Annotated in this window: 20 protein-coding genes; 9 read left to right on the top strand and 11 right to left on the bottom strand. The window is 41.4% G+C overall.

The genetic code is table 11. The features are described 5' to 3' along the window. Positions 1–20: 20 nt before the first annotated feature. Complete coding sequence (locus OA91_RS00280) at positions 21–608, bottom strand: TetR/AcrR family transcriptional regulator (protein WP_063338536.1); 588 nt, start codon at positions 606–608, stop codon at positions 21–23. Positions 609–766: 158 nt separating this feature from the next. Here OA91_RS00280 and OA91_RS00275 point away from each other — a divergent pair, with 158 nt between their 5' ends. Next, a complete protein-coding gene (locus tag OA91_RS00275) occupies positions 767–1627 on the top strand; it encodes an alpha/beta fold hydrolase (RefSeq protein WP_063338537.1) in 861 nt (286 codons plus the stop codon). Positions 1628–1665: 38 nt separating this feature from the next. On the opposite strand, the gene OA91_RS00270 is transcribed toward OA91_RS00275, so the two are convergent. Together OA91_RS00270 and OA91_RS00265 are read right to left on the bottom strand one after the other, a co-directional pair. Further along, the gene (locus OA91_RS00270) at positions 1666–2556 is read right to left on the bottom strand and encodes an amino acid ABC transporter substrate-binding protein (RefSeq protein ID WP_063338593.1); all 891 of its coding nucleotides are present in this window, start codon (positions 2554–2556) and stop codon (positions 1666–1668) included. Positions 2557–2738: 182 nt separating this feature from the next. Next, a complete protein-coding gene (locus OA91_RS00265; RefSeq protein WP_063338538.1) occupies positions 2739–3299 on the bottom strand; it encodes a TetR/AcrR family transcriptional regulator in 561 nt (186 codons plus the stop codon). A 149-nt stretch (positions 3300–3448) separates the two neighbouring features. Here OA91_RS00265 and OA91_RS00260 point away from each other — a divergent pair, with 149 nt between their 5' ends. Beyond that, positions 3449–3862, top strand: coding sequence for a 4-oxalocrotonate tautomerase (locus OA91_RS00260; RefSeq protein WP_046016244.1), 414 nt, complete (start codon positions 3449–3451; stop codon positions 3860–3862). A 95-nt stretch (positions 3863–3957) separates the two neighbouring features. After that, positions 3958–4353, top strand: a complete 396-nt coding sequence (gene gloA, locus OA91_RS00255) for a lactoylglutathione lyase (protein ID WP_063338539.1) — start codon at positions 3958–3960, stop codon at positions 4351–4353. Here gloA and OA91_RS00250 read toward each other — a convergent pair. Further along, entirely contained in the window at positions 4350–4835 is a 486-nt protein-coding gene (locus OA91_RS00250) for an SRPBCC family protein (protein ID WP_063338540.1), read from the bottom strand. The genes gloA and OA91_RS00250 overlap by 4 nt on opposite strands. 249 nt (positions 4836–5084) lie before the next feature. Between OA91_RS00250 and OA91_RS00245 the strand changes: the two genes are divergently transcribed. Next, positions 5085–6149, top strand: coding sequence for a helix-turn-helix domain-containing protein (locus OA91_RS00245; protein WP_063338541.1), 1065 nt, complete (start codon positions 5085–5087; stop codon positions 6147–6149). 35 nt (positions 6150–6184) lie between these two features. Here the strand turns inward: OA91_RS00245 and OA91_RS00240 are convergent, their stop codons facing one another. Continuing rightward, positions 6185–7273 (bottom strand): alpha/beta hydrolase family protein, encoded by a 1089-nt coding sequence (locus OA91_RS00240; protein ID WP_063338542.1) that lies wholly within the window; start codon positions 7271–7273, stop codon positions 6185–6187. Positions 7274–7407: 134 nt separating this feature from the next. Continuing rightward, entirely contained in the window at positions 7408–8898 is a 1491-nt protein-coding gene (locus tag OA91_RS00235; protein WP_063338543.1) for an MFS transporter, read from the bottom strand. A 172-nt stretch (positions 8899–9070) separates the two neighbouring features. On the opposite strand from OA91_RS00235, the gene OA91_RS00230 reads away from it, so the two are divergent. After that, complete coding sequence (locus OA91_RS00230) at positions 9071–9967, top strand: LysR family transcriptional regulator (RefSeq protein ID WP_063338544.1); 897 nt, start codon at positions 9071–9073, stop codon at positions 9965–9967. Between the two features lie 71 nt (positions 9968–10038). On the opposite strand, the gene OA91_RS00225 is transcribed toward OA91_RS00230, so the two are convergent. Together OA91_RS00225 and OA91_RS00220 are read right to left on the bottom strand one after the other, a co-directional pair. Then, a complete protein-coding gene (locus tag OA91_RS00225) occupies positions 10039–10515 on the bottom strand; it encodes a DUF1842 domain-containing protein (protein ID WP_063338545.1) in 477 nt (158 codons plus the stop codon). Positions 10516–10970: 455 nt separating this feature from the next. Continuing rightward, positions 10971–11630: a Crp/Fnr family transcriptional regulator gene (locus OA91_RS00220; RefSeq protein ID WP_063338546.1), complete on the bottom strand. Its 660-nt coding sequence runs from the start codon at positions 11628–11630 to the stop codon at positions 10971–10973. Positions 11631–11703: 73 nt separating this feature from the next. Here OA91_RS00220 and OA91_RS00215 point away from each other — a divergent pair, with 73 nt between their 5' ends. Next, positions 11704–12198, top strand: coding sequence for a GlcG/HbpS family heme-binding protein (locus OA91_RS00215; protein ID WP_063338547.1), 495 nt, complete (start codon positions 11704–11706; stop codon positions 12196–12198). A 127-nt stretch (positions 12199–12325) separates the two neighbouring features. Here OA91_RS00215 and OA91_RS00210 read toward each other — a convergent pair whose 3' ends face one another. The 3 genes from OA91_RS00210 to OA91_RS00200 all read right to left on the bottom strand — a co-directional run bounded on the left by OA91_RS00210 (position 12326) and on the right by OA91_RS00200 (position 14788). Continuing rightward, positions 12326–13183 (bottom strand): hypothetical protein, encoded by an 858-nt coding sequence (locus tag OA91_RS00210; RefSeq protein ID WP_063338548.1) that lies wholly within the window; start codon positions 13181–13183, stop codon positions 12326–12328. Between the two features lie 53 nt (positions 13184–13236). Next, positions 13237–13587, bottom strand: a complete 351-nt coding sequence (locus tag OA91_RS00205; RefSeq protein WP_063338549.1) for a hypothetical protein — start codon at positions 13585–13587, stop codon at positions 13237–13239. A 100-nt stretch (positions 13588–13687) separates the two neighbouring features. Next, complete coding sequence (locus OA91_RS00200; protein ID WP_063338550.1) at positions 13688–14788, bottom strand: substrate-binding domain-containing protein; 1101 nt, start codon at positions 14786–14788, stop codon at positions 13688–13690. Positions 14789–15067: 279 nt separating this feature from the next. Here OA91_RS00200 and OA91_RS00190 point away from each other — a divergent pair, with 279 nt between their 5' ends. The 3 genes from OA91_RS00190 to fdhF are packed head-to-tail and all read left to right on the top strand — an operon-like array spanning position 15068 to position 20115. Beyond that, a complete protein-coding gene (locus OA91_RS00190; RefSeq protein ID WP_009833650.1) occupies positions 15068–15637 on the top strand; it encodes a formate dehydrogenase subunit gamma in 570 nt (189 codons plus the stop codon). A 1-nt stretch (position 15638) separates the two neighbouring features. Next, on the top strand, positions 15639–17222 hold the full coding sequence (locus OA91_RS00185) for a formate dehydrogenase beta subunit (protein WP_197477683.1): 1584 nt from the start codon (positions 15639–15641) through the stop codon (positions 17220–17222). Between the two features lies 1 nt (position 17223). Continuing rightward, complete coding sequence (gene fdhF, locus OA91_RS00180) at positions 17224–20115, top strand: formate dehydrogenase subunit alpha (RefSeq protein WP_063338552.1); 2892 nt, start codon at positions 17224–17226, stop codon at positions 20113–20115. Positions 20116–20173: the final 58 nt, after the last annotated feature.

Here is a 20173-nt window from a genome sequence, read left to right as displayed (position 1 = left end):
TTTTACCTTTTATCAGAAAGTTAAAGCGCACTGACCATATTTAACAATATGGCTTTTGCTTTGTGTGCTTCTTCTTTTTGGTCTTCACTATCACTAATTTGGTAAACCATTTCGATGAGTGCGCCAATTATCATGCTGGCGGCTAAATTAATCTCATCTGTTTGTATTTTATTTGCTTGTTTCATTTCTGTTAATAGGTGTCGGATTAAACTGATGCTGCTTGCTTGTTCTTTCTCTCGCCATTCCTGCCAACCGAGCGCTAAAGGGCCTTCTTTTAAAATAATACGTTGATAATCTTTCTCTAACGCTATTGTCAAAAAACAATCTATCGCAGCATGTGTCTTTGCTTCTGCATCTAACTTCCCTTCTAAAGCTTGCATTATGATGAGTGTCGCAGAGCTTAGTTCTTGATCAAAAACTGCAGAAAACAGCGCTTTTTTGGTTTTAAAGTGATGGTATAAAGCCCCTTTTGTCAGCCTTTCACTCAGGGCTACTTCATCTAAAGAGGTTTTTTGATAACCCTTTTCGATAAAGCTTTTTCGAGCTGCCAGTAACAAAGCTTCACGGGTTTGCTCTGCGTATTCTTTACGTCTAGATGGTTTATTCATAAAGGCCTTTTATGTCACTTAAGAGGGAATGAGGTGATAAATGATGACAGTCTCATTGCAATAGAATGACGTTTATTTGAAGGGAGGAATATAACAAAGGTTTTTAACATACTCTAAGTATGTTAAATTCTTTGAGATTTTAATAGGAGGATGTCCTTATGAAAACCGTTAGATTAGATACAGGCACAATGCGTTATCAAGATCAGGGTGAAGGTGTGACGTTACTTTTTATGCATGGAGCACTATCCAATTATCAAACTTGGCGAAAGCTCATAGGTCCTTTATCAAAGTCATATCGGTGTATTGTGCCTGATTTGCCTTTAGGGGCCCATTCTAAAGCCATGCCAGAAGAGGCAGACCTGTCTCCTACCGGTATTTCAAAACATCTAGTTGCACTTTTAGAGGCGCTTGCTTTGGAGCAAGTCGTGATAGTCGCGAATGATACGGGCGGTGCTTATGCACAAATTTTTGCGGCTAGTCATCCGGATAAGGTAGCAGGGTTAGTGTTAAGTAATTGTGATTGCCTAGATGTATTTCCGCCAAAGACCTTTTCTATGCTGCAAAAGATGATCAACTTTCCTGGCTATACCTTTGTAATGGCCCAATTGTTTAAAATCGAATCCTTTTTAACCACGCCAAATGTAATGGGCTTGTTATCTAATACTTTAACAGGTGAGCAAATAAGGCATTTGTATGTGGCGCCTTTTATTAATAGTGCCAAGGTGAGGCGAGACTTTCAAAAAGTGGTCAATACTTGGTCGGAAAAACATACGTTAGCAGCCGCAGACTTGCTTAAATCGTATGTTAATCCTGTATTGATATTGTGGGGGGACGAAGATAAAAAGCTTTTTCCGATGGCGTTGGGAAGGCGTTTAGCAGATATATTTCAACAGGTTGAGTTTTACTCTGTAAAAGGCGCAATGACATACGTTCAGGAAGATCAAGCGGATGAATTTGTTCGATTGCTTAAGGTGTATTTAGACATAAACTTCAAACTAGAAAAGAAAAGGGCCAGCTGAGCTTATCATTGGGTGACAGGAAGGAAGCTGAGGTTCAACTATTTTCTCGAAGCTTCCTTGTTATGCCAAACGTTTTCTGGTTTAAACCATAACTCATCTCTGTCAAGAGGAGTGTTTTTTGGAATAAACGGGTTCTCTAAAGTAATAAGTCTACGCTTGCCAAGCTCTGCTTTACGAATCGCATCAGCATTATATTTGTTAAAAATAGCCTCAAAGCTGCCATCTTTTATCATTCTTGCTAACCCAGTTTCTAACCTAATTGCTAACTTCTCGTTTTCCTTAGAGGTGAAGAAGTAATAGGGCCAAGGGTAATATAGGACAATGCCATCTTCTATCGTTAAGGTTGGGTTGCTTTCACCATGCACAGCGTATTCTTTATATATTTCATTCACGCCTCTTGGAAATAAGTTAAAGCGTCTTGGTCCTATCAGGCTAAATAATGTTGTGTAGGGAGCATAACTTACAGGAATATTATTGTGCTTATAAACGTCTATATCACCCCAGCCTATGCCTTGTCCGACATGAAACTTTTTAAGGTCATCTACCGTGTTAACTTGATCAAAAATGATTTGATGCTCTTTGTGAATAAAGCTGATTCTGTAACCTAAAATACCTTTACGTAATGGGATACGGATGGGCCTAAGTTCTTCTTCTTTTTTAGGTGAGGTGGAACTCCAAATAACATCAATAATTTTGCCAGATTTTACTTCTTGAAGCATTCTTGATTCAGTCATGGAGAAAGGAGTAGGGCTTAGTTCGTAATCACCAAAATCAGGACGAGTTATGTCTAAGGCTTGCTCAAGTATTTCGAACAAATCCTGAAAGCGAGTCTCACGAATGTTCTCCATAGAGGGGTAAATGACTTTTTGTACAGCTAAGCTGTTTGAGCTTAGAAAAACAAAAGATAAGACTAATATGAGTCTGTTCACTCTTAAATAAGCCTCCTTTAGGCCGCTATGAAAACCTTGTTTTGCGTATAGCCTTAAGCTAATCATAGGTATTTAATCAGTCCTTTGGCTAACTATGCCAGTCGCTCAATCATAGTACAAATCTACTATCGATTACATGCTTTTATCTTTCACTTGAAAGCCTCGCCCTTTGTTTTTACACTCTATTTCTCTTTCATTGCTACTTGTACTGAGTTTGCGATCTCATCCGCTAAATCTGGATCTTGTACTGCACGGGCCAAGGTAACACCACCAATAATCATGGCAAGCTTAGCCCAGGTTTGAGTATCAACTTGTGCTGATTCAGTGTCGGGCTCTTGTTCTGACATAGTCCTTGCTGCTTTCAATAATTCTTGTTGAAACAGGGTTTTTGTTTCGTCATCAGAACGAATTACTTCAGGAGTCAGGCTTTGTAATGCACAGCTATCATTCAATTCTGTGCGACGCTTTTCACCTAAATAGAAAGCAATAAACTCCTCAAGCCAAGTCTCACCATATTCTTCTTGGAATTGTTTTAATCCTTGATCAAATTGAGATATCCCTTCTGTTATAACTTCTTTAAACGCACCAGATTTAGAGCCGAAATGAGCGTAAAAAGCGCCAGATGTGACGCCAGCTTCATTGGCTAAGCCATTCACCCCAGCGCCGTTATAACCATGTTCACGAAAGGTTTTGTGCATAGATTTTAGGATTTTTTGGTGTGTTTGTTGTTTCTTGGTCGCCATGGAAATCTCATAAAACTGATGAAGAATTAGCAGTATAACATTTTAAAATATAACGATCGCTATTTTATTTATTGACAATATAGTGATCGCTATATTAATTTAAATAGCGATCACTATATTTTAATTTAACTTTTATTGGAGATATTATTATGCCGCTTTCTTTAATGTTAACTGAGGGTGTTCTACCTAAGGGATCAGAAAAAATTGCTATCGCTAAAATTACGGATGCCATGCTCAAATGGCACGGTTTAGTTGACCACCCAGTGATGAAACCTAATATCACTGCTGCGTTTCATGTCTTGCCTCAAGGCAGTACCTTTTCTGGAGGGAAAGAAATATCAGGGGTGTGGATAGAGTGGAAAGTACCTGCTTTTGCCTTTACTGAGAGAGAGGTTCAAGTGGGGTTCGGCCGAGATGCGAGCGATATAATACGTGAGTTATCTGGCTTTAAACTCCCTAAAGATAATATCTATATCAATGTTGTTCATGCTGTTGATGGTCTCTGGAATTTTAATGGTGAGCCTATGACAAATGCTGAAATAGGAGCTGCGATTTCTAGTTAATTCGCTCAGTAAGGCGAAGCTTAAGTTTCCTTAGTTTTCGCCTTACTTTTTATCAATGATGATAAGTATGTTTGAAAGCCTTGAAGGTGAATATGATGGATAAAGCTAAACCAAGAATCTTGCACACCATGTTACGTATTAGCGATATGGCCAACTCAACTAAATTCTATACCCAAGCTTTAGGGATGAAATTACTTAGGGTGTTAGAGCAACCGAGCGAAAAGTACACCCTATTATTTTTTGGATATGAAGATGAATCAAGTGCCGCTGTAATCGAATTAACTTACAACTATAGCAAGTTAGATTATGAGTTAGGTAATGGTTTTGGTCATATCGCTATCGGCGTTGCTAATATCAAAAGCGCCATAAGTCGAATCCGACACTTAGGTTATGCGATTGAGCTAGAGCCTAAGAAATTACAGGGCAGCAATGAAATAATTGCCTTTATATCCGACCCAGATGGTTACAAAATTGAATTGATTGAACGCTAAAAAGCACGCTTTAAGCCTTCACTATATTGCTTGAAGGCATTAAGCATATCCATGAATTGACTGCATAGGGTCATTTGTAAAAGCGGAGACAATACTCGCCCAAGAAGTTTAAGTTCAGGTTTAGCGCGAAAGATAAGTAAGGTGCGCGCAGGTGAGATTTCACTTAGTTGAAAACTTGCATGGTTACCTCTGACCATGGCGATACTATGAGTGTTGATAATATCGACCTCCACCTCAAGACGTTTGTTTTCTTCATCATATTGAGTGATTCTTTCTGCTGCTTTTAGCCCCATTTCATCCTGCGTAAATTCACAGACACGACCAGAGCAAGGTGCGCCAGATAAGCGTGGTGTATGAGGCAGTTCATAAGACTTCACAACAGGCGAGTACCAATTGGCAATATTGGGAAAGTCGGTTGCCATATCATGCCAAACGTCCTTGATAGGTGTATTTATCTCTACCGAAATAGCAATATTCATCATGCTGCTCTCTATAGGTCAGGGGAAGCTTAAGCAAAGATTATAACGAGAGCTGAGACCAAGAGATGCAAGCAAAAATAGATCGACTTGGTCTATTTTTAGACCAAGGGTGAGGCTAATTTAGCTTATTCATTGATACTGTGTATTTCCCTAGGGGTTTACCTTAGAATTGCAAACAACATAATTTAGCTGACGTTAAAGCTTTAGAGCTTAGATGATTAAGCAAAACTAAGACGTTAAAACGGAATTCCCATGCTTGCCATTCCCTTACCTTTTATCATGTCGTTTTTATTATTAGTCATTGCGCTTTTTGTTAAGGTAAAGAGACCCAATGAGGCCAAACTTCCTGTTATTTTTATTCTGCTGTGTGCCCTGAGTACCTGTGTTGTAGGTTTGCGCTGGTCATTTGATATAAGTTTTTTACGCTTTATTCAGCCTATTATCGCCTCTCTCATCCCTATGGCGGCTTGGTTCTGTTTTGCTAGAGCACATGAGTCTAAGCCTCTTACTTTACCCGCTTTTCTATTGCACTTACTCGGCCCCATCTTGGTCAGTATAAGCGCCTTTTTTTATCAATTTTGGTTAGAGCTAAGTGACTTACTACTGGTTAGTTTGTATGTGGTTTATGGCTTACTACTATTGAAGTCATCCTTTACAATGCCAGAGGAAGTTCGTCTTTCTCAAATTGATAGCCTTAGAAATGCAGAGCGAATAGCGGCTTTGGTGTTACTTATCTCTGGTGCGATAGATGCGGCACTGGCGTTGGACTTTTTCTTTTATGAAGGTTTACATGCATCTTGGATGTTATCTTTTAGCTACCTTATTTTGATTCCATTAGTTGTCGCTGCTGTATTACATGTGGGCTTTAGTACATCTTTATCAGCCCCTGAAGTAAAAGAAGCCAAGCATAAACATGAAAAAAAGGAACAAGATTTAGCCAAAACTGAACCAGAACGTTTGAGCTTGGTACAAGATGAAGCCGAAGCGATCTTAATGAGTTTAGATCGCCTTATGCGAGAAAAAGAAGCCTTTAGAGATCCGGATCTCACCCTAAATCGTCTGTCCCGTAAACTTAGTATTCCTGCAAGGCAAATCTCTATGGCGGTTAATCAAATTCGTCAGCAGAACATTTCGAAAGTCTTAAATGAATACCGTATCGAATTTGCGAAACACAGGTTAATGCATAGCCAAGATACGATTACGGATATTTATCTGGCATCAGGCTTTCAGACAAAATCTAATTTTAATCGTGAATTTTCACGTCTTACAGAGCAAACCCCCAGTGAGTTCCGTCGAACTGCCACTGGGAGCGCCTAGTGTTTTAAAGGATCAAATTAGATAAGAACTTAGCCTTAACCTTCTTGCTTTAAAAAAGCCAAGATATCCTCAAACATAGTGTCATGTAAGGCGGCTCGTGTACTGCCAACCCCGTCTTTACATATGATGCCGTCACCTTTAGATTCCTCTTCTAAAATGGCAATGGCATTAGGTTTACATTCTTGCATAAAGCTAAAGTGCGTTGCCTTCTCATAAACTTTATAACGACGATTTTTCAGATTAAGGTGCTCGGCGAGGAAGCCAGATTCCTGTGCCTGAGGTAAATCACCTATATCTACGCCGGCAGCCAGAATAAGTACAGGGGAGTTGATTTTATTCAAACTAGTTTGTGAAAAGCTACGTGCTAATCCCAGATCTAAAATGATGGCGCTTTTAATACGATTATCCACTAGTTGAGTGCTTTCAGGTTCATTGTTTTGTTTAAAGGCGAGGCCTAATTCTTCTTTGATCTGACACGATCGAAAGGAAGCTAGCGTCTCACAACCAGCAAGGTAGTCTTCTCGGTTAAACTCTGCTCCAACAAGCTGCATCACAGTCCAACCCCCTAAAGAGTGGCCAATCGCTGATATCGTGTTTTTATCAATATCTTGCTGCCAAATTGAATCATTTAATAGGTAATCAAGTGTGCGTTTTATATCATTAGGCCTTTCCCACCATTTCGCTGCTTGAGTCGCAGACGTATTAAAGGTGGTGGTACCTGGGTGATTAACGGCGACAGCAATAAAGCCTTCTTGTACTAACTTCGATGCTAGCCAATTCAGATTGCGCCAACTGCCACGATAGCCATGAGAAAGTAAAACAAGAGGACGCTTTGGCGTGTCACCCGCTTTGGATGTTTGTATTAGAAGCGGTGCATTTTTAATAACTTGAGTACCTTTAAAGGCAATATTGTCTGCGATCAATACCCGCTTTAAGGTGTCGCTGGTTGTTTTAGATTGGCTTAATTGAGATCTTTTCGCGGTAGGATACCAGAGGCTAATGTCTAAAATTCGTTCAGGGTTTTGTGTTAGCTGTAATTGGCTAAAACCAATCTGATGTGCGGATACTAGATGTGAGAATGGCACCAGTATGATGCTGATAATAAGAAATATAAAGGCTTTCATTTAATACTCCACATTGGGTAAAAGTTAGGAGTAATATGCTTCAAAGCCAGTATAGATACGCCCTAAAGCATGATCGAGGACGTCCTAAAACAGGTTTTAGGACCTTCCCTGTGACATTCTTTTTTGATTTATGCCTAATTTATGAGTGTTTTTACTCGACTATACAGCGTGAAGCTTATGCCTATAAAGACGAATAGAGCTGCAATAAGAAAGGTGTTATGAAAGGCATAAGTTACCTCATCAGAGCTTGCTAACAGCAACTGTTGGTTTCCTATAAAGCGGAAAAAAATACTTCCCATAAAGGCTGCCCCTGTCATAAAACCAAGGTTTCTTGCAAGGTTAAGTAATGCGGATGTCACCCCTTTTGTTTGAGGATTTGTTTGACTCATAACATCAGCACTATTAGCCACCTGAAATAATGAAAAGCCTAAGGTGATAGTAACCAAAGCAAATATATAGCCTATTGCACCCGTTGCCTGATGGTTGAAAGACATTAAAAGACAGCCAAGTGTCATCAAGCATAAACCTACTAGCAGCAAATTTTTCGCACCAATTTTATCGCTTAATCGCCCGGCGGGAACGCCTGAAAGTGCAACGACTAAGGGGCCTGTCGACATCACAAGGCCAACTTGGTATGGGCTTAAAGCAAGCGTAATAGATAAATAATAAGGCCCAATAACAAGGCACGTCATGACTATCGAGGCTGTGATAGCACAGCAAATGAAGCTTATTTTGAAGTTCCGGTTATTAAAAATATGAGAGGGAATAAGCGGTGTGATGTGTTTTCTTTCTTGTCGTTTTTCTATGTTGAAAAATCCCCAAATGCCTATTAGAGCCAAGATAAATAGGCCTACGTTTAGTCTCTCATCTAAAGCTTTAAACTGGCTCGACTCTAGGCTCATAGAAAGTGCAAAAGCACTGAGTGACAAGGCTAATACTAGGTTACCTAATAGATCAAATTGTCCCTTCTTTTTGGTATTTGATAAGCTACTTTTTTTAGGAAGTGATCTTGCCTCTTTTTCAGAAAGTGTTGTTTTTACCTGGGGATCTGATGGCAAACCCAAGTAAAGCAAGAAGAAGGCGATTATCGAAAAGGGAACAATAATAATAAACAAAGACTGCCAGCCATATAAAGATAAACTGATGCCACCAATAGCAGGCCCTAATGCCGTTCCCATGGCAGATACCGAGCCCCATAATCCCATTGCTCTCCCTGCTTTTGCTTGGCTTTTACTCATTAATGCCATAGATAAAGCGAGCATGATTGCTGCACCTAAGCCTTGAAAAACTCTTGTGATGATAAGAAGTATTAAGTTATTTGCCATCGCTCCAGCAAGGGAGCTAATAGTGAAAATAACAATGCCAATCAGTAATAATCGCCTGTTACCTAAGAGGTCTCCTAGGCGTCCCAGACTGACAATCAAACTGGTGATCACTAATAAATAGGCTGTCACAATCCATTGAACTTGTTGCATGCTGCTATGAAAAGCCAAGGTTAAATTCGGTAGGGCCACATTGATCATACTGGTGGCGAGAGAAGCGACCGACACAGACAGTGAAAGTCCTAACATCATCCAAATACTGTGCTTAACGTCTTGTGTTTGAGTACTGCTGGAGTGTTGCATTATTTTCCTCGAAATAGAGTGTGCTAGGGAATCTACGAATAGCTTAGTGGGAGTAAGAGGATGGCGGAAGGCGTATTGTTTGCATTGTTAATATGCATATAATGCCATACATAAAAGATTCTCTGGTGTTATGCTTGAGTGGTTTGCTCATTTAAAGGAATAGCATCAAATTATGGCTAAAATCGACTTAAACCTTCTGATTGCACTCAATGTATTGTTAGAAGAAGCCAGTGTCGTCCGCGCCGCAAAAAGGCTGGGTTTAAGCCAATCCGCTATGAGTCGTTCTCTAGCAAGGCTAAGGGATGTGACGGGAGATCCACTTTTGGTGAGAGCAGGACGAACGCTTATCCCTTCCCCTAGAGCTTTAGAGATTCAGCAAGAGGTGAGTCAGCTGGTTTCTGGGGCTAAAGCCATTCTAAGACCTAGCGAAATGCTTGACCTCAACCAGCTAGACAGACGCTTTGTGATCAGAGTCAGTGATGGTTTTGTTGAAACCTTTGGTCTCAAGCTTATTCAGAAAATAAAGGATGAAGCAAAGGGCGTAAAAATCCACTTCTTACCCAAGCTATCAAAGCAAAGCACTCAATTAAGAGAAGGGCAGGTTGACCTAGACATTGGTGTGTTAGGTGCTAAAACCAGTCCAGAGGTTCGCATGCGGGCGCTTTTTAGCGATGAATTTGTGGGTGTCGTCAGCCCTGATCATATTTTGGCTAAAGGTAAGGTAACTTGCACCAGCTTTGCCGCTGCTGATCATGTACTGGTTTCAAAAGAAGGAGGCTTAGTGGGGCCAGTAGATAAAGCGTTAGAGGCAATGGGTTATCAACGTAATATCACCGTTTTAACCGGTGGTTTTAGTGCCTCCATTGCTTTAGTGAAAGGTGATGATCTGGTGGCAAGTGTCCCTTCTAAGCACACGGCCAAATTACGCGAAGGTTTACATACATTCAAACTGCCCTTTGATGTACCCAGTATTCAAGTGTCTATGTTTTGGCACCCAAGAATGGATGGTGATCACGCCCATAAATGGCTAAGAGAGTGCGTGTTAGCTGTGTGCGGTGATGAGGTTTAATTTAGACGTACAAAAGCAATAGCAAAAGAGAAAACAAGTAGAGAGAAGGCCTCTCTACTTGTAACAGATTTTTAGACTTGAAGAGCGGTTTGCAACTGGTCTAAGACAGCATTTTGATCAAAGTCTTCAATAGACATTGTTGCCCCTTCAACTTGATGCCACTCGCCTTTGTAAAGGTAGTCATAATTGCAAATACCTGACTGCCAGTCCTGCTCAACTGAGGCACGAATTCTTAAATTCTCAACCATTTGTGGCACACCATGAACCAAAATACTGCTTGGACCTTGTCCTTCAGCGACCAATAAAATATGGGTTGATGACATGGTGGCCATGAAAGACCAAGTACCATGGACATTTGAAACTATGTTCGGCTGTGGTGGCGCGACAGCTTGAGTAACGTGGGCAACACCACTAATCGTTTTTCCTGGCGCATTCACCAGCAGGCGTAAATTCATGATAGGTGCACCTAATAATGGTTGGCCTGCAACTTTAGGTTGGATGAAATAGTTAACAGGAAAAAGGCCAGTATTTACATTTTTTTCAGACATAATAACTCCGTTTAATCATGTATTTTCATTAAGAAAGTAAAAAACAATGCAAGCTTATTCAGCGACGTTTTCGTCCTGAAGTAATCATCGCAGGGCTAAAACTAGTAGAGTTTTTGATTAAATTATTACGAGTTATTACCGATATGTTTTTAGGCTATTTCCAGTTTTTAAAATAAGGTGTTAGCGACTTAAGGAACCTGCGATTAAGTCACCTCTTCTCAGTCTTTTCAGAAAAAGTATCACACAAGGCGTTACTTTGAAGTAATGTAGGCACCTTTCGAGAAGTGACAACACAGGGTGTTACTTTTTCTGAAAGACCCGAAGGGCGTGGCCTAAAAGCCCTATCTTTATGTTGAAGAGCTTATCAATAGAATGACTATTAAGTTGCGCTCCTCGCCATAAATCTAACGGCTTTTATCCACACGCTGAGGCGGGAGGACTTATTCGCAGGTTCCTTAACCTTGCTCTGAAAGTTTGTGAGCCTGCGGTTTATAGATTATTTTGCGATAGCCAATTTCGATTACACCTTGTGCCTTTAAAAGGTTGAGATTAATACCGATAGCTTCCTTAGTGACCCCTAGCATACCTGCCAGCTCTTGTTGAGAAACGTTTAATTCGCTCGATTTTTGCCAGCGAGAAAGTTGCAATAACAGAGTATTAAGGCGCTCGTTTAAGGGTAAAAAGACAGCATTTTCAAAAGAGCGGTTATAGTGTTCGACGTAACCTGCCAAAAGGTTTGCAATGCTTAAAGTCAGTTGAGGGTCTTGTTTAATCAGTAGGTTAAGGTCTTTAGATGAGAGCTGGCCGATCAAAGATTCTTCAATGGCTAGGGCGTCATTTGGGCGCTTGCCTGAACCAAAACAGCCAATAAAGCCAAACCATTCACCTCTTAATAAATCTTTAATTATCAGCTCTTTACCTGCTTCGTCCTGCTTTTTGATACGTATTGTGCCTTGTTTAATAAAATACAGACCATTGGCTTCTTCACCGTGATAATGCACAAACTCATTTTTTTTATATTGATGAAATTTAAGCTTTTTTAAAATAGCCTGTTGGGTTGAGCTTTGAATACTGTCGAGCCAACCGAAACCTAATGGCGAAAATGTCTCTTTCATGGGTAATAACAATCCAGATTGTGGTTTCAAAAATAATCAAATGTCTAAATAAGTACTCCACGAAGGAGGACTTATGAAACACATATCTAATATTAAACTCATCGCCTTAGGTGCACTTTTTTCAACCAGCCTATTTGCTAAAGATTTACCGCAGAAGTATCAAATGACGGCTGAATTTGCGGAACAAGTCGCCAAAGACGCTATCAGCCAATGCCTTGATTCTCAAGTTAATATTTCGGCATCTGTTGTAAATGACCAAGGTCGCCTAGTCTATTTCTACCGAGGTAATAATACGGGAGCGAACACCATACATACGAGCTTTCGTAAGGCGTACACCTCAGCCAGTTTAAAAATACCGACTTCACAACTTGTCATGGCAGTAGAAGCTAAAGGCTATAGCCAACTAGGTAAAATGGAAGATGACATCTTACTTCTAACAGGCGGTCTGCCAATTTATTACAAGAAAACCCTCATAGGCGCGATAGGGCTTTCTGGAGCCCCAAACCCGCTTATTGAAGAAGAGTGTGGTAAAAATGCCATTGCTAAAGTATTAGGTGAGAAGGGCTGATTAAGACGAGTCCTTGTTTAATAAACCAGCTAACAAGTTAATTTTGTAGCTGGTTTATTAAATCTAATTACTTCCCTATTACTTACTTATCGATCTTAGTTTGCTATTTGAAGGTTATTTTATTTGACTATATTTGAGATGAACTCTTGAGCTTTGTTATTTCATTTATTCTTTTCTTTGCAGCTTCTAGGTTGTATTCAGTGCCTGACTCATTGTAATGCCACGCTTGCTTTCTATCGTGATTACAAATCTTATTTAGAGCTTCTATAGGTTTAAAGCTTTGCTCAAATTTAGAAATCATTTCGATTGCATTTAACGTGAAGTAAGTTCTATCGTAGACTTGATCCCAGAATCCCATTCTTACAGCATCAACAATATTATTTTCACATAGTTTAAAGTGTCTCGCTTCTTTAACTCTCATCCCAACTATATCTCTTAACTTTGATAGAGATTTGTCAATGTTAGATAGAGTAACTCTAATTTCATTTTCTGAATGATAAGGATTAGATGTTAGTGAAATAACCTGTTTTTCAATATTCAAAACTTGAGAGTTTACGATGTTTATAAATTCCTTATTTTCCTTTATTCCGCTCTCTCTTGAGTCAGGGAATAAATAGGAGTGAAGCTCTCTTTTTGATCTGAAGAAAATTAATTTATCAGTATTTAACTCTATGTATTTCTCAAATTCTTCTAAGTGTTTGTAGTAATTACTGAACAAATTTTGTTGTATTGTAAGATGAATTTGAACTGCTGTCTGGTGACTGCGTACTATCAAAGCTCTTAATGCAGATAATGCCATGCCACCTGTAAAAATACTTATAGGCAGTTTGAAGATAACTAGTAAGTTAGAAAAACAATTTGTTTCAGAGCAAAAGTAATACTGGTTGTTCGAAACAATTATAATTGTTGATAAAAGAGAAATAATAAAGCTAAGTGTGAGAATAGTTTTGAAGATCCAATCTTCTTTTAAACTTCCATGTTCCATATATACTCTTCCTTGTTAAAAGTTCAGTATTAAAACTATTTATTTTTGAAACCTTACCCCTCTAAATCATACATGGCATCTGGCTCTTGCACGTAAAAGTGCAGGTTGTTTCTGGCATTTTTTAAAATGATGGCACGCTTAAAGAGCTGCTGGTGTAGCTTTTTTTGAAACAGGTTTTCTTGCTCTTTCATGCTGGCAAGTGCGGTATCGTCTTCAAAATAACAGCGTACATCGAGGCTGGCTGGAAAGTTGCTGAAATTCACATCATAAACAATGCCTAAGAAGCCCTTTGTTTTGTCTTCTATGCTATCTGCTCCAACGGCTGCAAAGAGTTGTGCTTCTACTGCATCAACGGCAGCGATGACTTTTTGATTAAGTTTTTGGGTAACTTTGGAGTGCTTCATAGAATTAATAGCTTAATAGTTGGATAAAAAGTGCCGTCATTGTACCAGCCTGTTTTTGATATTAAAGAGGCTGGTACAATGAAGAAATAAGACTGCGCCATTAACTGTCTTTAAATAACCAATTTGTGCTTGAAGTCGTGCCGCTTTGCTCGCACTGATAACCATGTAGTTGGTTGATTTGAGCCTGATACTCAGGGTTCGAAAGTGTTGCAATAAAGGCTTGAATATCCTCATCTTGCTCTGCTTCTAATGGGTAAGCCCATAAGTAATACTCTTCAATAATAGGAGTAAAAGCTAATCCAAAACGTTTAGCGGCCGCTTCTACACCAAAGCCCACATCTGCCATGCCTGAAGCAATATAGGCAGCCACTGCGCTATGGGTTAACTCTTGGTTTTCGATACCAGGAATATCTTTTGGTGAGATGTTTTCGTTCTGTAATAGCTGCTCGAATAGTTCACGAGTGCCCGAACCTTGTTGGCGGTTTATAAAACGATAACCTCCTTGTTTCAGGTCTTGAATGCTATTAAATGCGGGGCTGCTAACCTGGCTTTCGTCTTTATTTCTATCTTCTTTGTTGCCCTGTTCTTTATACATTAGTCCCTGCTGGCGACGAATAAAGCGAATAATGCCAAAGCGTTTAGGGTCGAGTAATTCTTGATAACGGCGCTTTTGTACGTCGACTTCTAGACCGATAGGCTGGTGGAAACCTGCTATTCTGCAACGGCCTTCATTGAGTGCAATCAAAGCATGGTGCGGCGCATGGTAATGAATCTCTACCTGATAATCCCGAACATATTGGGTCATCAGGGCAACCGCATAACCATGGCTGGCATAAATACGCACCACAGGAGCATGGTTAGAGAGCAAGCTTTGTAGTTCGACATTGAGCTCGGTCGCAAAACTTTCCATTTCTGGGTGGAGTCTGGCGTCAATGCGCTGATTACTCCATAAAAGTTTTTGCCCTAATTGAGTTAATTGTGCTCCTCGGCCTTTTTCTTTCACCACTAATGCTTTTCCAAAAAAAGCTTCACTCTTCTCTAATATGTTCCAAGCATGGCGATAGGAGAGGTCACAATCCTTTGCTGCAGCGGTTAATTTTCCTTGTTTATTAATCTGATAGAGCAAAGGCAGCAGGCTTTCATGTAGGCGTTCGCCTGCATCATTTTCGAAATCCCAGCGGGGAATAATATTAATATGCATAAAAAATCATATTTGGTTGTTCACTTATGGGTGCTAAAGTGAGTTTATGTGAGTATTTAGCCTATATTTAATGCTATATATGCACAAAAGTACATATCTTTATTTTGATCGGGCAGAACAAAATGAGATAAAACATCATAAGAATAATGATAAAAAATCACTTTATAGTCGTTTACTGATGCCAGTCGGACTATTAACTAAATTCAGGTTCACTTTTGTGGACCTGACTAGCTTGATAGAAGGTAAGTCAGTAACCGCTAGTTTAGTTAAGGCAGGCATATGACAGACGCTAACACGCAAGGCGCTGGGCAAGCAGCTCAGGCTTCAAATGGGCAAGGATTAGCGAACCAAGCAGAGATTGAATCTGTAGTGGGTCGCATACTCGTTGAACTCAAAGATATCCCCGGTCCTCTTTTACCTATATTGCATGAAGTGCAGCATCAATTAGGCTATGTGCCTGATAGCTCGTTGCCAATCATAGGTAAAGCATTAAATATCTCTCGTGCAGAAGTGCATGGTGTGGTGACCTTCTATCATCATTTTAGTAGCAAGCCTCGTGGTCGTCATATTATCGAAGTATGCCGCGCAGAATCTTGCCAATCTATGGGCGGTCGTGACCTTGAAGCTCACGCTAAATCAGCCCTAGGTCTTGATTGGTATCAAACCACCATGGATAAAGAAATTACCCTAGAGCCTGTTTTTTGCCTAGGTAATTGCGCCTGTTCACCGGCGATTCGTGTGGGTGATGAAGTGTACGGTCGTATGGATGCAGAGCAATTTGATGAAATTGTTGATGAGCTTCGCACTGTGCCTTTAGCGTTTAGCGCGAACCCAGCGGAGGTAAAATAATATGACGGCGATTGTGAAAGTCTTTATCCCCCGTGATTCTGCTGCCCTGTCTGTTGGTGCAGAACGTGTTAGTAAAAAATTAACTCAGTTAGCAGCCGAGCAAGATACGGTTGTTGATTTGGTACGTAATGGTTCTCGTGGCCTTTTCTGGTTAGAGCCAATGGTTGAAGTAGACACCCCAGAAGGACGTGTTGCTTATGGCCCAGTTGCACCTAAAGATTTGCCTAGTCTGATCGAAGCGGGTCTTTTGAATAATGCCTCTCCAAGTGATCGCCAAGCGCACCCTTTGTACTTAGGTTTAACGGAAGAGATTGAATATCTGAAAAAGCAGCAGCGTCTGACTTTTGCCCGTGCCGGCATTATCGACCCTGTAAGCCTGACTGACTATAAGAGTACTCATGGCTATGACGGTTTAGTACGTGCGTTAGATATGAGCTCGCAAGCCCTAGTCGACGAAGTAAAAGACTCTGGTCTTCGTGGCCGTGGTGGTGCCGCTTTCCCAACAGGCATTAAATGGCAAACCGTATTAAATACGCCAGCAGAGCAAAAATACATTATTTGTAATGCGGACGAAGGTGACTCAGGTACCTTTGCTGACCGTTTGCAAATGGAAGCTGACCCTTTTGCCTTAATCGAAGGCATGACGATCGCAGGTCTTGCGGTTGAAGCGACTCAAGGTTACATCTACCTACGTGAAGAATACCCTCACGCAAAAGATATTTTGAACGAAGCCATTCAAGTGGCAGAGCAAAATGGCTACCTTGGCGAAAACATTCTCGACAGTGGTAAAACTTTCCACCTAGAAGTGCGCATTGGTGCCAAGGCTTATATCTGCGGTGAAGAAACGGCCTTGATGGAAAGCCTAGAAGGTAAGCGCGGCATGGTTCGACCTAAGCCACCACTACCTGCTATTGAAGGTTTGTTTGGACAACCTACCGTTGTAAACAACGTTTTATCTTTATCGACCATTGCCATTATTTTGGCTAAAGGCGGTAAGTTCTACCAAGAGTTTGGGATGGGGCGCTCTCGTGGCACCATGCCTTTCCAGCTAGCAGGTAACCTGAAATACCCTGGGCTTGTTGAGACGGCTTTTGGTATCACAATGAAAGAGCTTTTATTTGATTTTGGTGGGGGTACTCGTTCTGGCAGACCTATGCGCTCTGTTCAGTCTGGTGGTCCATTAGGGGCTTATCTGCCTGAATCTCAATGGCATCTAGAAATGGATTATGAAGCCTTATCTGCCGAAGGTGCTGTATTGGGTCACGGTGGTTTAGTGGCCTTTGATGACACAGTCGACATGTTAGAACAAGCACGTTTCTCTATGGAATTCTGTGTTGAAGAATCATGTGGTAAGTGTACGCCTTGTCGTATTGGTTCGACCCGTGGAGTCGAAGTAATCGATCGTATTCGTGCCGATGAAAACCGAGATGACAACTTAGAGCTGTTAGAAGACTTATGCGACACCATGGTGTCTGGCTCTCTATGTGCCATGGGTGGTATGACACCTTTCCCTGTACAAAGTGCGCTTGAGCATTTTGGCGAAGACTTCCAAAAACCATCAAACAATCAAGAGGCAGGCCAGTAATATGTTACATTTTTTTGATCCAAGAACTGACCTTGATAGCGAGATTGATTACGGTACGCCGCCGGCGACCTTCGATCCAACGCCAGACGCTGAGCTTATCAGCCTGAGTATTGATGGTAATGAAGTGCGTGTACCTGAAGGTACCTCTGTTATGCATGCTGCCGCTATGGCAGGTATTAATATTCCTAAGCTTTGTGCGACCGATTCCTTAGAAGCCTTTGGTTCTTGTCGTATTTGTTTGGTACAAATTGAAGGTCGTCGTGGCTTTCCTGCTTCTTGTACCACACCGGCAGAAGCTGGCATGGAAGTTAAAACACAAAACGATAAAATCGGTAAATTACGCCGCAATGTGATGGAGCTTTATATCTCTGATCACCCATTGGATTGTTTGACCTGTCCTGCTAATGGCGACTGTGAACTACAAGATATGGCAGGTGCGGTTGGCTTACGTAATGTTCGTTACACAGGGCAAAGCGCGATTCCAAGCCATACTCACTTAGATGAGAAGAAAGATACTTCTAACCCTTATTTCACCTTCGATGCGAGCAAATGTATTGTTTGTAATCGATGTGTGCGTGCCTGTGAAGAAACGCAAGGCACATTTGCCTTAACCATTTCTTCTCGTGGTTTTGAATCGAAAGTATCTCCGGGTCAAGATGATGCCTTTATGGATTCTGACTGTGTTTCTTGTGGTGCCTGTGTGCAAGCCTGCCCAACGGCAACCTTGATGGAAACCTCGATTATCGATAAAGGACAGCCTGAGCATTCAGTGATTACTACCTGTGCTTATTGTGGTGTAGGTTGCGCCTTTAAGGCTGACATGAAGGGTGATGAAGTCATTCGTATGACACCTTGGAAAGGCGGTAAAGCCAACCGTGGTCACTCTTGCGTGAAAGGTCGATTTGCCTTTGGTTATGCCACTCACCAAGACAGAATTACTTCGCCTATGGTTCGTGATTCGATTGATCAGCCATGGCGTAAAGTGTCTTTTGAAGAGGCATTTGATGTTGCCGCGACTCGCATTAAAGGCATTCAAGAGAAATACGGTCGCAATTCGGTAGGTGGTATTACCTCATCTCGTTGTACCAATGAAGAAACTTACCTGGTTCAAAAACTGGTTCGTGCAGCCTTTGGTAATAACAATGTCGATACTTGTGCCCGTGTTTGTCACTCGCCAACTGGCTTTGGATTGAAAACCACCCTTGGTGAATCAGCAGGTACACAGACATTTGATTCGGTTGAAAAAACTGATGTCATCATGGTCATTGGTGCTAACCCAACCGATGCTCACCCAGTATTCGGTTCACGTATGAAAAAACGTATCCGTGAAGGGGCTAAGCTGATTGTGGTTGATCCACGTAGCATCGACTTGGTAAATGGCCCTCATGTGAATGCGGATTACCATTTGCAGCTAATGCCGGGAACAAACGTAGCATTTGTGAATGCTATGGCTCACGTTATCGTGAATGAAGGGCTAGAAGCCGCTGACTTTATTGCAGAACGTTGTGAAACAGAAGCTTTCCATGAGTGGAAAAACTTCATCTCAGATGAGCGTCATTCACCTGAAAACACAGAACAATTTACCGGTATTCCAGCGGCCTATATTCGCGGTGCGGCACGTCTTTATGCTACCGGCGGTAATGGTTCTATCTACTATGGTCTAGGTGTGACTGAGCACAGCCAAGGATCATCTACCGTAATGGGGATTGCAAACCTTGCCATGCTAACAGGTAACGTTGGCCGTGATGGTGTGGGTGTTAACCCGCTACGTGGTCAGAACAACGTACAGGGTTCGTGCGACATGGGATCTTTCCCGCATGAGCTACCTGGCTATCGTCATATTTCTGGACAAGCGGTACGTGATCTTTTCGAAGATGCTTGGAAAGTGAAGCTGGATCCAGAGCCGGGTTACCGTATCACCAACATGTTAGATGCCGCAGTAGAAGGCAGCTATAAAGGTTTGTATGTTCAGGGTGAGGATATTGCGCAGTCTGATCCAAACACAAAACACGTAGAAGCCGCTTTACGTAATATGGAGTGTTTGATTGTTCAGGATATCTTCTTGAACGAGACCGCTAAGTTTGCTCATGTCTTCTTACCGGGTACAAGTTTCCTTGAGAAGAATGGTACTTTCACCAATGCTGAACGTCGTATTTCGCCAGTACGTAAAGTGATGCCACCTATGCCGGGTCTTGAAGATTGGCAAGTCACCTTGGGCCTTTCTAAAGCTTTAGGTTATGAAATGCATTATGAGCATCCTTCTGAAATTATGGCGGAAATTGCAGCGCTGACACCGACTTTCTCTAACGTGACTTACGAGCGTTTGGACGAAGAAGGTTCGCTACAATGGCCATGTAATGATGAGACACCATATGGTACGCCTATCATGCACGTGGATGGTTTTGTTCGCGGTAAAGGTTTCTTTGCATTGACTGAATATGTGCCAACAGAAGAGAAGGTGACACGTCGCTTCCCGCTCTTGTTGACCACAGGTCGTATCTTGTCTCAATACAATGTAGGGGCGCAGACTCGTCGTACCGAGAACTCATCTTGGCATGGTGAAGATACCTTAGAAATCCATCCTCAGGATGCAGAAGACAGAGGTATTAACACGGGCGATTTAGTCTCTCTTGCCAGTCGTGCCGGTGATACTCATCTAAGAGCGCTTGTCTCTGATCGTATGCAGCCAGGTGTGGTTTATACCACTTTCCACCACCCAGAAACGGGTGCGAACGTGATAACCACAGATAACTCGGATTGGGCGACTAACTGTCCTGAGTACAAGGTAACCGCAGTACAAGTGGATAAATTGATTAGTGAGACAGCTAGCTCAGAATGGCAAAACCAATTTGCTGAGTTTACTGAGCAGCAAATCGCCTTTATTGATAAATAAGTTTAGGTGACATGTTATGAAGGGCTTATGTTTTAAGGGCTTACACCTTTAAGATAAG

Origin of the sequence: Marinomonas sp. SBI8L (assembly GCF_001624705.1) — a bacterium.
Taxonomy (GTDB): domain Bacteria; phylum Pseudomonadota; class Gammaproteobacteria; order Pseudomonadales; family Marinomonadaceae; genus Marinomonas.
Note: the sequence above shows the minus strand (reverse complement) of the source record. Positions and strands in the feature narration are given on the sequence as shown.